Source organism: Cryptosporangium japonicum (assembly GCF_039524755.1).
In the GTDB taxonomy this organism is placed as follows: Bacteria; Actinomycetota; Actinomycetes; order Mycobacteriales; family Cryptosporangiaceae; genus Cryptosporangium; species Cryptosporangium japonicum.
Genome location: NZ_BAAAGX010000007.1, coordinates 261,066 through 273,228, shown reverse-complemented (window position 1 = coordinate 273,228; position 12,163 = coordinate 261,066). Strand labels below are relative to the sequence as shown.

Genomic DNA, 12,163 nt, shown 5'->3' with positions numbered 1-12,163 from the left:
TGCGGTGCCGGGGGTGGGTGTGTTCCCCGGTGCGGACGCCCAGGCGCCGGGGGCCGTGGGTGTCGTGCCGGGGGTGGTGGGGGACGGGGGGCGGGTGGCCGTCCAGGCCGAGACGGAGGGCATCGCGAGCAGCACCAGTGCCGCGAGGTGCAGCAGCCCGGCCGCCAGCGCGACGAAGAACGCGACCCGCCCGGCGCCCACCGCGGTGTCACCGGTGTGGTTGTCGCCCGCGATCGACCACACCGCCGCCAGGAAGACGATGGCCGGCACGCTGCCGCCCAGCGTCATCCACGCCACGCCGAACGTGACCCCGCGGAGCCATCCCACCCGCTTGGAGCGGGTCACGAGGGCGCCGGCGAGCAGCACGGCCTCGGTCACCAGCAGCACGGCGGCGACGATCACGCCGGCGAGGAAGACCGTGGGGACGTCGTCGTTGACGTAGCGGTAGGGGTCGTCCGCCGACGGCAGGTCGAGGTGCTGGCGGCCGTAGACGAGCAACGCGATCGCGACGCCGTACAGCACGAGCGCGAGGGCGGCCAGCGTGACCACGGTGAGCAGCGTCGTGCGGCCGCGCCCGGCGAGGTCGGGGCGGCGTCGTCCGATCAGGAAGTCGCGGGCGCCCGGCAGGGCCCACGCCACCGCGGCGACCAGGGCCGCGACCAGGCCCACCACCGCACCGGCGGTGCCGACGACCCCGGCGATGCGCACGGCGAGGGGGTAGTCGCTCTCGACGACCGCGCTCATGGTGCCGGCGATGCCGATGATCTGTGCGGGGAAGACGAGCGGGAGGAAGGCCCAGGCGAACGCGCGTCCTCCGGAGCGGCCGCGGGCGCCGATCAGTGACCCGATCGGCGCGGTCGTCGTCACGAGGAGCAGGACCAGGGTGGTTCCGCCCATCGCGAGGTAGGTCGAGGTGCCGTAGTCGTTGTAGGTGCGGTCGTCGGTGTTGCGGTGCATCGCCTCGGCCACGGCGAAGATCGCGAAGCCCGCGACGCTCGTCACCGCGCCGACCAACCCGACGATCCCCGCCACCCGGGCGACCCCCACCGAAACCGCCCGCCCCCCACGCCCACCCCGCCCCGGCGGTCGCCCCACCACCCCCGACGGCATCCCCGCCTGTGGCATCCCCGCCTGTGGCATCCCCGCCTGTGGCATCCCCGCCTGTGGCATCCCCGCCTGTGGCATCCCCGCCTGTGGCATCCCCGCCTGTGGCATCCCCATCTGCGGCGCCCCCATCTGCCGCGCCCCCATCTGCGGCGCCCATGCCTGGGGTACCTGTGCTTGCGGGGCCCAGGTCTGGGGTGCTCCGGGTGCTCCAGGCTGTGGTGCTCCAGCCTGTGGCGCCCATGCTTGGGGTCCCCCAGCCTCGGGCGCCCATGTCTGGGGCGCCCCCGCCTGCGGTGCCCATTTCTGGGGCTTCTCCGGTTGCGGGGCCCCCGCCTGGGATGCACCCGTCTGCGGTGCCCAGGTCTGAGGTGCTGTCGCCTGGGGCGCTTCTGTTTGCGGTGTCCCTGGTTGGGGTGCGCCCGGTTGGGGTGCGCCCGGTTGCGGTGCTCCTGCTTGCGGCGCCCATGCGCGGGGCCCTTCCGCTTGCGGGGCCCCCGCCTGGGACGCGCCCGCCTGCGGCACCCAGGTCTGAGGCGCCGTCGCCCGGGGCGCTTCCGCCTGCGGTGCTCCATCTTGGGGCGCTTCCGCGTGCGGCGCCCATGCTTGGGGCGCCCAGTCCTGCGGCGCCCATGCTTGCGGTGCTCCTGCCTGCGCTGCGCCGGCGTGCGGCGCCGAAGTCTGAGGCGCCGTCGCCTGGGGCGCTTCCGCCTGCGGTGCTCCATCTTGGGGCGCTTCCGCGTGCGGCGCCCATGTTTGAGGCGCCCAGTCTTGCGGCGCCCATGCGTGCGGTGCTCCTGCCTGCGCTGCGCCCGCGTGCGGCGCCCACGCCTTAGATGCCGCCACCTGCGGTGCCCCCGCCTGCGGCCATCCCGCGTGCGGTGCGCCCCCGTGCGACGGCCCCATCTCCGGCGACGACCCGGCATCCGGCCACCCGCCGCGCGGCGACCCGGCATCCGGCACCCCGAATTGAGGGGCGCCCTCTCGCGCAGCGCCGCCCTGCGTGGCGCTGCCCTGCGTGGCGCTGCCCTGCGTGGCGCTGCCCTGCGTGGCGCTGCCCTGCGTGGCGCCGCTGTGCGCACTGCCAAGGTGCGGCGGCACCCAATGCTGGGCGGGGTGCGGCGAGGCGGATTGCGGAGCCGAGTGCGGCGGCCCGGCATGCGCAGCCGAATAGGGCGAGGCGGACTGTGGGGCCGAGTAGAGCGGCGCGGATTGCGAAGCTGTCTGCGGCGGCGGCCCGGCATGCGGCGCCGGGAACGGCGGCCGGGCATGCGCAGCCGAGTGCGGCGGGGCGGACTGTGGCGCCGAATAGGGCGGGGCGGACTGTGGCGCCGAATAGGGCGGGGCGGACTGTGGCGCTGAGTAGAGCGGCGCGGACTGTGGCGCCGTGTGCGGCGGCCCGGCATCCGGAGCCGGGAACTGCGGCGCGGAGCGCGCGGCCGAGTGCGGCCCGGCGGAGGGCGCGACCGAGAACGGTGGGGCGGAAGGTGTGCCCGCGTACAGCGGGGCGGAGTGCGGCGGCCCCGGCTGCGACGTCGGGGGCCACGACCGTGGATCGGTGCCCTCGGGCGACGGGTCGGCCGGTTGCGGCACGGCCCCCGCGGCCGTACCGGAACCAGTCCGGGCCCGAGCGGAGGGCTGCGCCGGGTCCCCGTAGGGGAGCGGCCCGTCAGCCCCGGGAGGCGGGGGAGGTAACGACATACCTTCGTCCTACCGCATCACCCGCGCATCAAGGACGCGCACCGGCCGTACCCGGTAACTCGTCACACCCGCCGGCCGCCGAGCCGGTCCAGCGCCTCGGCGTGCAGACCCGCGCCGCAGGAGTACACCGACGCACCCCGGCCGGGTGTCGTCCGGCCGTCCAGACCGCTGTAACAGCCCCCGGCCTCGGTGACGATCAGCGACGTCGCCGCGAAGTCCCAGACGTGCCCGCGGGTCTGCACCGCCAGGTCGAACTCCCCACCGGCGACGAGCAGCGCGGCGTGCACACCCCACGCCGTCTTCGACGTCACCGCGGTCAGCGGCGCCAGCATCTCCCGCTCGGCGGGGCGGAGCCCGTCGTCGTCCGGGATCACCCCCAGCACGCTCCCGGCGAGCACGTCCGGCCGCGACCGGTCGACGTGCAGGCGTCGCCCGTCCTCCACCGCCTCCCCGGCGTAGCGGGCCGCGAACGCGCCCCCGCCGCGCGTCGCCCACCAGATCCGCCCCTGCGCGGGCACGACGACCACCCCGGCGACGATCTCGCCGTCGCGTTCCAGGGCCACGAGCACCAGCCACCGGTCGTCGCCGGCGACGAACATCGCGGTGCCGTCGATCGGGTCGACGATCCACCGCCGGTCGCTCTCGCCGGTCTGCCCGTTCTCCTCGCCGAGCACCGCGTCGCCCGGTCGTTCCTCGGCCAGTACCGCGCGGATCGCGGCCTCGACCGCGCGGTCGGCGGCCGTGACGACGCTGCCGTCGGCTTTGTACTCCCGGGGCAGTCCGGTCAGCGCCGCGAAGTGCCGGAGGCCGACGGCGGCGCCGGCCAGGGCGGCGCGGCGGGCGAGCAGAAGATCCGTGTCCATGCGCCCATCGTGCGTCGTGATACAACCGGGCGGATGCGTGGGAACACTCCGCGCCCGGCGCGGGCCGTGGTGCTCGTCTTCCTCGGGGCGATCGCGGTCGGCACGGCGCTGCTGATGCTGCCCGCGTCCCGGCGCGGCGACGGCTCGGCGCCGTTGCTGACCGCGTTCTTCACCGCGACGTCGGCGATCACCACGTCCGGCATGTCGACCGTCGACACGGCCACCTACTGGTCGGGGTTCGGGCACGCGCTGCTCACCGTGTTCACCCAGGCCGGCGGTTTCGGGATCACCGCGGCCGCGACGGTGCTCGGGTTGCTCGTGTCGCAGCGCCTGGGCCTGCGCGGCCGGCTGATGGCCGGGGCGGAGACGGGTTCGGGCGTCGCGCACGGCGACGTCCGGCGCGTGCTCGTCCTCGCGGCCGTCGTGATGTTCGCGACCGAGGCCGTGCTGGCCGCGGTCGTCACCGGGCGGCTCTGGCTCGGTTACGGCGTGGCGTTCCCGTCGGCGCTGCGCGAGGGGGCGTTCAACGCCGTCCAGGCGTTCAACAACTCCGGTTTCTCGCTGCGCAGCGAGGGCCTCGCCGGGTTCGTCGGCGACTGGTGGATCTGCGTTCCGCTGACGCTCGGCGTGATCGTCGGCGGCATCGGGGTGCCGGTGCTCTACGAGATCGCCAGGGAGCTGCGCCGCCCGGCCGCGTGGTCCACCCACACCCGGCTCACGGTCTGGGGTTCGCTCGTGCTGCTGGTCGTCGGGTTCGTCACCGTGCTCGGTTTCGAGTGGAACCACGCGCTGGAGCCGCTCGGCGTGGCCGACAAGATCCTGGCCTCGTTCGTCCAGGGCACGATCCCGCGCTCCGGCGGCTTCAACACGCTCGACTACGGCTCGTTCGACCCGGACACCAGCGCGATCGTCACCGGGCTGATGTTCATCGGCGGCGGCAGCGCCAGCACCGCCGGCGGAATCAAGGTCACCACGTTCTTCCTCCTCGCGTTCGTGATCTGGACCGAGGCGCGCGGTGAGCGCGACGTCGTGGTCGGGCGCAGGCGGATCGCCGAGTCCACCCAGCGCCAGGCCACGGCGGTCGCGCTCCTCGGGGTCGCCGCGGTCGCCGCCGGCACCCTGCTGCTGCTCCGCCTCACCGCGGACGTGACGTTCGACCGGGCGTTGTTCGAGGTGATGGCCGCGTTCAGCACCGCCGGTCTGACCACGGGGCTCACCGCCGAGCTGTCCGGCCCGGGCCAGCTCGTCCTGGCCGTCATGATGTTCGTCGGCCGGGTCGGCACCGTCGCCGTCGCGTCGGCGCTGGCACTCAACACCCGCCACCGGCTGTACCGGTACCCGGAGGAAAGGCCCCTCGTTGGCTGAACGGAAGAAGTCGAAGGCGGACCCCACCAGCGACAACGTCGTGGTGATCGGGTTGGGGCGGTTCGGGGGTCAGGTCGCCGAGTCGCTGCTCTTCCTCGGGCACGAGGTGATGGGCGTGGACGAGAACACCCGGATCGTGCAGCAGTGGTCGGACCGCCTCACGCACGTGGTGCAGGCCGACTCGACCGACGAGGACGCGTTGACGCAGGTCGGGATCCGGGAGTTCTCCCGCGCGGTCGTCGGCATCGGCACCGACATCGAAGCCAGCGTGCTGACCGTGCTGACGCTCAGCGAGCTGGGCCTGCCCGAGATCTGGGCCAAGGCGATCTCGGTCAAGCACGGCAAGATCCTGACGTCGGTCGGCGCGCACCACGTCATCTATCCGGAGGCGACGATGGGGGAGCGGGTGGCCCGGCTGATCGCCAGCCGCCTGCTCGACCTCGTCGACCTGGGTGACGGGGACGCGATCGCGACGGTCCGGCCCCCGCGGGACGCCGTCGGCCGGACGATCGCCGACCTCGGCGTGCGCACGACCTACGGCGTGACGATCGTCGGGATCAAGACCCCCGGCGCCGGGGTCGCGTGGGCCACCCCGCAGACCGTCGTGCCCGACGGCGGCGCGCTGATCGTGAGCGGCTCCGTCGACCAGGTGCAGCGCTTCGCGACCGCTCAGGAATAGTCCGGCAGCGTCATCGCCGAGTGCGCCGGGTTGGCGTCGGAGGGGATCTCGCTCAGCTGACGCAACATCGTGTTGCGCCGCTCCAGCGTCGCCGCCGTGGACGGGAACATCGTGGCCTCGCCGGCGGTGACCTGCGCCTGGTTCAGTTCGACGAAGTCGCGCACGGCCTTCTCGTAGGCGGCGAACGCGTCCGCGTGGTCGGTGTGGGCGGCCAGTTCGCCGGCCAGCACGTACGCACCGACCAGCGCGAGGCTCGAGCCCTGCCCGGTGAGGAACGACGGCGCGTAGGCCGCGTCGCCGACCAGCGCCACCCGCCCCTGCGACCAGCGCGGCAGGTGGATCTGGCTGACGACGTCGAAGAACAGGTCGTCGGCGGCGCGCAGCGCGTCGAGCATGTGCGGGATCTCCCACTCCTGGTCGGTGAAGATCGACTCGATCAGCCGGCGCTGGGCGGCCGGATCGCGGTGCGCGTCGAGCGGCGGCTCGGCCAGGCTGAAGTTGAGGAACGCGTGCACGGACGCGGGGGTGTCGCCGACCGCGAAGAGCGCCGCGGCCCGCCCCGGCACGTTCCACATCACGCCCTCGTGGGAGAGCCCGAGCCGGTTGGGCATGCCGAACCCGGCGAACGAGTACCCGATGTAGCGGTGGAACTGCTCCTCCGGCCCCATGATCAGCCCACGGGTGCGCGAGTGCAGGCCGTCGGCGCCGATGACGAGGTCGAACGTGCGCCGGGCACCGCTCTCGAAGGTGACCTCGCGGTCGTCGATCGCGGCGATCGAGTCGGTGAAGACGATCTCGACGTCGTCGCGGATCGTGTCGTAGAGCATCGACGTGAGGTCGCCGCGCCGGATCTCCAGGTCGGTGTTCTCGCTGGCGGTGAGCGTGACCGGGTTGAGCGAGGTGAGCAGGCTCCCGTCCGGGTCGAGGAACGAGATGCGACGGGTGTCGACGTGGGCGTCGCGTAACGCGGGGAGCAGCCCCATCTTCCCGACGACGCCGAGCGCGGTGCCGCGGATGTCGATCGGGTACCCGCCGCCGCGCAGGGCGTCGGCCTTCTCGACGATCGTGACGTCGAAGCCGTAGCGGCGCAGCCAGTAGGCGACGGTGGGGCCGGCGATGCTGGCACCGGACACGAGAACGGAGGTCATCGGTTTCTCCAATACCTAAGTTAGGTAAGCTTTCTGAGCGCAGACCGGGGCCGGACGCCCCGCGCTGCGACAGGGTCAACTATATACCTAACTTAGGCATCTATATGAGCGACGACGACACCGATTTCGCGGGGGTGTTCGGCGGCATCACCCGGGTGGGCAACGCGATCCGGCGCGGCCGCCTGGAGGAGCGCGCGATGCAGCGCTCGGGCATCGAGCTGGACCGGCCCGCGCTGACGATCCTCATCACGCTGCAGACCGCGGGGCAGCCGCTGCGCATCGGCGAGATCGCCACCCGCATGCAGGTCGTCGGCCCGCACGTCACCCGGCTCCTGCCCGACCTGGAGAAACGGGGCCTGGTCCGGCGCGTCGTCGACCCCGACGACCAGCGCGCCCGCCTGATCGAGACGACCGACGAGGGCACCCGCACGGTGCAGCGTTACCTGGGCACCGTGCTGGGCTGGATGCGTGAGTCCCTCGCCGACTGGTCGCCGGAGGACCGCGCGACGTTGATGACCCTGCTGCGACGGTTCGCCGACGACTTCGCCGCCCGCGTCGCCCGCCTGGACGACGAGGACGCTCCCGCCGACCGACCATCCGCTAGCTGACGACCTGGTCGCGGCCGGCGCGTTTGGCCTCGTAGAGCTTGGCGTCGGCGGCGTCGATCAACGCGCCGGGCGACGTGCCGTCGGTGACGGTGAACGACGCCACCCCGATGCTCACCGTGACGTGGCCCCGCTCGGTCCGCTCGTGCGGCCGGCGCAGGTCGGCCACCGCGGTGGCCATCCGGGACGCGACCGCGTGCGCGCCTTTCCGGTCGGTGCCCGGCATCACGACCGCGAACTCCTCGCCGCCGTACCGGGCGACCACGTCGGACTGCCGGACCTGCAGGCACAGCGTGTCGGCGATCGTGCGCAGGCACTCGTCGCCGGCCGGGTGGCCGTAGTGGTCGTTGTAGAGCTTGAAGAAGTCGATGTCGAGCATGGCGACGGCGAGCGGTTCGCCGGTGCGCCCGGCCCGCGACCACTCGGCGTCGAGCATCTCGGTCAGGCGCCGCCGGTTCGCCACCCCGGTCAGCGGGTCGGTGAGGCTCAGCTGCTCCAGCCGTTCGTTCGCCTCGGCCAGCTCCTGGGTGCGTTCGGCGACCTTCTGCTCCAGCGACGTGTAGAGCAGCGCGTTGTCCAGCGACACGGCCAGCTGCCCGGCGATCAGCGTCACCGCGTCGAGCCGGTCGGTGGAGAACGCGCCGGAGCTGAGCGTGTTGGCCAGGACGAGCACGGCCCAGTGCGCGCCCCGGTGTTCGATCGGCACGACGAGCAGCGAGCAACGCTCCTGAGCGGCGACGTAGGGATCCGACCGGAACCGCTCGTCGGTCGTGGCGTCGTCGACCAGCAGCGGCCGGTGACGTCGCGACACGTACCGGAACGCGGTCAGCGGGAGCCGGTCCCCGGCCTCGTCGACCGGGATCCGGGCCCCGTCCGCGCCGAGCACCGCCCAGGCGCCGTCGCCGTGCAGCGCCACCTCCACCGACGTGGCGCCGCTGACCGAACCCAGCACGTCGACGATCCGGCGGCGCAGGCGTTCGAGGTTGGTCTCCGAACTCAGCGCCCGCGAGGCCGTGAGCACCCCCAGCAGGTCGATCGCGCCGGACGAGAGCCGGTTCGAGCTCTGCGGGTCCGGGCGCGACGGCGCGGACAGCTCCGGGAAGTCCGCGTCCAGGTGGTCGGCTTTCGCCGTCGCGCCCCACATCGTGTACTCGGCGCGGGCCCGCTCGAGCAGCAGTGCCCCGCCGTAGGGCAGTCCCGTCCGGATCGCGAAGCGCCCGGCCCGCTCGGCGAACCAGGCCCGCTGCCACCGTGACGGGCCGGCGGCGGCACGGCGGACCGCCTCGTCGTACGCGGTGCGCGCGGCCTCCACGTCGCCGCGGACGGCCGCCAGCTCGGCGTCGAGGAACACCGTCAGGTGCCCGAAGCGCTGCGGGGCGTCCGCCGCGCGGGCGGCGATCCACGCCCGCTCGGCCGCGAGCTCGGCCCGGTCGCCGCCGTCCCAGGTCAGCGCGAGTGCGCGCAGGAAGTGCGCGTCCAGCGTCATCGGCATCCCGGCCAGGTGCCGGATCGGGCCCGACATCGCGGCGGTGTGGGCCGAGACCGCGTCCGGACGGTCGAACAGCGCGCCGAGGAACGCCTGGGTCAGGTGGTAACCGACGGTCTCGTGGACATCGTCGGGCGGCGGCCCGAACGGGACGTCGTCGCCGCGGAGGCGGGCGACGAGCGTGTCGAAGTACTGGACGTATCCGGCGAGCTGGTCGTTGCCGGTGCGCGCGCAGTAGGCGGTCGCGTCGCTCACCTCGTTGGTGACCTCGTCCAGGTGCGGCGCGTGCCCGAGCAGCAGCGTGATCGACACGAGGTAGGTGAACGCCGCGCTCAGCAGGTCACCGCAGCGGACCAGCTCGTCGTGGGACTCCCGGGCCAGGACGACGTGCTCGCGCGGTTCGTCGAACCAGTGTCCGGTCGACATGACGTACAGGAAGCGTGCCTTGGCGGTACCGGCCTCGTAGCCGCGGGCCGTGCCCACCGCGATCAGCGGCGGCAGCAGCCGCCGGCCGAACCGGTGGTCGCCGCGCAGGTCGCCGGCGACCACCGTGAGGTCGCCGAGCGCACCGAGCAGCGCGGGCGACGGTCCCCGCTCGATCCAGAGCCGGGCGCACTCCAGCACCAGCCACTGCATCAGGGGCCGGTCGACGAAGTGCGTCGGCGGGATGAGCCGGTAGGCCAGCGCGCCGATCGCCGTGACCGCCTGGTCGTCGGCCTCCGGCCGGTCGACGTCCGCCGCCGGACCGCCGGCCGCCAGCCAGGCGTCCACGCGCGCCATGCCCGCGGCCACCGCGGACCCGAGGTCGTCGGGGACGACGGTGCCGAGCGCGCGCAGGTAGCCGAACCCCAGCGCCACCGCCTCGGGTGTCCGCCGCCGGTTGGTCAGGCTGCTGATCTGCACGCACGTGGCGTCGAGGCGGGCCAGCGGGCTCACGTCGTCGCGGGCGAGGAGCCAGTCGAAGACGCGGTCGGCGTCCTCCAACCGCCCCAGCCCGCAGAGCGCGGCGTGGCGCTGGGTGGCCAGCTCCACGTCGAGCCCGGCCAGCGACTCGGCCGCCGCCAGCAGCCGGTCCACGGCCAGGTAGTTGCTCGTCGACAGGGCGTGGGCGGCCGCGCGGCGGCACAGCGCCGCGACGTCGGCCCGCTCGTCCCGGTCGGTCAGCGCGTCGAGCACCGGCAGGTACTGGGCGGCCGCCACCGCGGTCCACCGGGGCGTCGCCGCCAGCCGGCGCGCCAGCGCCAGCCGGCACCCGACGTCGCCGCGGTGCGCCAGCCGGGTCGCGGTCGCGTGCTGGATGCGGTCGTGCGCGAACCGGACGACCCCGGTCGACGGCTCGGCGACCAGCAGCCCGTCCTCCAGCGCCGGACGCAGCCGGTCGGCCAGCACCGGCCCGGGCAGCCCGGTCGCGTCGGTGAACAGCTCCGCGTCGACCTCGCCGCCGAGGCAGCCGAGCACCTCCAGCAGCGTGGCGGTGTCGTCGGGGAGCCGGTCGAGGTGCGCGGCGACCACGTCGGTCAGCCTCCGCAGCTGCACGGTGCGGTGGACGACGTCCGGGTCCCACGTCCAGCCGTGCTCGTCGAGGACCAGGGCACCGTCCCGGCGCAGCAGGTTGATCACCTCGACCGCGTCGAACGGGTTGCCGCCGGTGTACGACGTGATCGCGGTGGCCAGGTCGCCGACTTCGTCCGGGCGCATCCGGAGCATGTCGGCCAGCAGCGCGCCGACGTCGTCCGGGGCGAGCTCGCGCAGCTCGATCCGGGGCAGGCCCCGCTCCCGCCACCGCGTCAGCAGCGGGCCGAGCGGATGCGCGTCGTCGATCTCGTCGCTGCGGTAGGCGACGACCACGAACAGCCCGGGGATCGGCGCGTCGCAGGCCAGCCGGTCGAGCAGCTCCAGCGGAGCGGCCGCGGCCCACTGCGCGTCGTCGATCACGACGACGACCGGACGGTCCGGCCGGGCCACCGCACGCAGGATCTCGGTCGCGGCGTGGATGAGCTGGGCCCGGATCGTCGCCGGGTCGGTCGTCGGCAGCGACGGTTCGGCGTCGAGCAGCGTACGGAACTCCGGCAGCGGCGCGAGGAAGTCGACGGCCGCGCCCAGCCGGGCCCGGAGGAGCTCGCGCACCGGGGCGAGCTCGGCCTCGGGCTGGGCGAGCAGCAGCCGGCCCACCGCGCGGATCGCCGCCACCGCGCCCCCCACCGCGGGATCCTGGCGCAGCTGGTCGAACTTGCCCCGCACGAACCAGCCCCCGGCCGCCGCGACGGTGGGCCTCAGCTCGTCGACCAGCCGTGTCTTGCCGGTGCCGCACACGCCGCTGACCAGGAGCAGCGGCGTGTCGCCGTCGGTGAACGCGCGGCGCAGCGCCGTCGCCTCGGTGTCCCGGCCGACGAGCGTCGAGGGTGCGGCCAGCCGCAGCGGGAAGTCCCGCTCGCCCAGCGTGAACCGCGCGGCCGGGTCGTCGCGGACCCGGCACAGGTCGAACAGCAGCCCCCGGGCGCTCTGGTAGCGGCGGTCCGGCTCCTTCTCCAGCAGCCGCAGGATGATCGCCGAGAGGGCGGGCGGCACCGCCTGCTCCCGCTGCGCCGGTGCGTCGGGGGTCCGGGTCAGGTGGTCGCTGATCAGCCGCATCGGCTCGCCGCGCCCGAACGGCGGCTCGCCGGTGGCCAGCTCGTAGAGCGTCGCGCCGAGGGCGTACAGGTCGGTGCGCTGGTCGATCGGGTTGCCGGTGCGACCGGACTGCTCGGGCGCGAGGTAGGGCAGCGATCCGGTGATCTCCCGTTCGGCGGTGAAGGCCGGTCGCTCCTCGGCGAACGTCGTCGCGAGATCGAAGTCGACGAGCGTCGGCCGCTCCCCGGCCACCACGATGTTCGCCGGGTTGAGGTCCTTGTGGGTGACCCCGCGTGCGTGCATCCCCGCGACGGCCTCGGCCAGCCGTGGCGCCAGGCGGAGCAGCGCGGGCACGTCGACCGGCCCGAGCGCCCCGCCGCCGTCGTCGTGCAGTTCGAGGTAGCCGCTGGTGTGGCCGGCCAGCTGGGCCACGCCGGGCACCCCGGCCAGGCGTTCGAGCACGGCCCGTTCGGTCTCCAGGCGGCGGGCCGCGTCGGCCCCGAAGTACTCCTTGCGGATGACGCCGGAGCCGTCCCGAGTCAGGGCGCGGGTCACCCACGTGCGCTCACTCCGGTAGAGGACCTGCTCCCGCACACTCCTCT

The 12,163-nt window shown here is 74.1% G+C and carries 7 protein-coding genes; 3 read left to right on the top strand and 4 right to left on the bottom strand.

Going from position 1 to position 12,163, the window contains the following annotated elements:
• A partial coding sequence (locus tag ABD437_RS09745; RefSeq protein WP_344648438.1) for a hypothetical protein occupies positions 1–1,032 on the bottom strand: 1,032 nt, incomplete at its 3' end.
• A 1,835-nt stretch (positions 1,033–2,867) separates the two neighbouring features.
• Positions 2,868–3,668, bottom strand: coding sequence for an inositol monophosphatase family protein (locus ABD437_RS09740; RefSeq protein ID WP_344648437.1), 801 nt, complete (start codon positions 3,666–3,668; stop codon positions 2,868–2,870).
• A gap of 33 nt (positions 3,669–3,701) precedes the next feature.
• Between ABD437_RS09740 and ABD437_RS09735 the strand changes: the two genes are divergently transcribed.
• On the top strand, positions 3,702–5,033 hold the full coding sequence (locus ABD437_RS09735; protein WP_344648436.1) for a TrkH family potassium uptake protein: 1,332 nt from the start codon (positions 3,702–3,704) through the stop codon (positions 5,031–5,033).
• A complete protein-coding gene (locus ABD437_RS09730) occupies positions 5,026–5,712 on the top strand; it encodes a potassium channel family protein (RefSeq protein ID WP_344648435.1) in 687 nt (228 codons plus the stop codon). The genes ABD437_RS09735 and ABD437_RS09730 overlap by 8 nt, the downstream gene beginning before the upstream one ends.
• Here ABD437_RS09730 and ABD437_RS09725 read toward each other — a convergent pair.
• Positions 5,703–6,860, bottom strand: coding sequence for an FAD-dependent monooxygenase (locus ABD437_RS09725; RefSeq protein ID WP_344648434.1), 1,158 nt, complete (start codon positions 6,858–6,860; stop codon positions 5,703–5,705). The genes ABD437_RS09730 and ABD437_RS09725 overlap by 10 nt on opposite strands.
• A gap of 104 nt (positions 6,861–6,964) precedes the next feature.
• Here ABD437_RS09725 and ABD437_RS09720 point away from each other — a divergent pair, with 104 nt between their 5' ends.
• A complete protein-coding gene (locus ABD437_RS09720; protein WP_344648433.1) occupies positions 6,965–7,468 on the top strand; it encodes a MarR family winged helix-turn-helix transcriptional regulator in 504 nt (167 codons plus the stop codon).
• On the opposite strand, the gene ABD437_RS09715 is transcribed toward ABD437_RS09720, so the two are convergent.
• Entirely contained in the window at positions 7,461–12,155 is a 4,695-nt protein-coding gene (locus tag ABD437_RS09715; protein WP_344648432.1) for a diguanylate cyclase, read from the bottom strand. The two genes, ABD437_RS09720 and ABD437_RS09715, sit on opposite strands and share 8 nt — an antisense overlap.
• Between the last annotated feature and the right edge of the window lie 8 nt (positions 12,156–12,163).

Excerpts from the sequence above, each read along its gene's own strand:
- ABD437_RS09735 (WP_344648436.1), top strand. The coding sequence starts at position 3,702 with ATGCGTGGGAACACTCCGCGCCCGGCGCGGGCCGTGGTGCTCGTCTTC.
- ABD437_RS09740 (WP_344648437.1), bottom strand. The coding sequence starts at position 3,668 with ATGGACACGGATCTTCTGCTCGCCCGCCGCGCCGCCCTGGCCGGCGCC.
- ABD437_RS09725 (WP_344648434.1), bottom strand. The coding sequence starts at position 6,860 with ATGACCTCCGTTCTCGTGTCCGGTGCCAGCATCGCCGGCCCCACCGTC.
- ABD437_RS09720 (WP_344648433.1), top strand. The coding sequence starts at position 6,965 with ATGAGCGACGACGACACCGATTTCGCGGGGGTGTTCGGCGGCATCACC.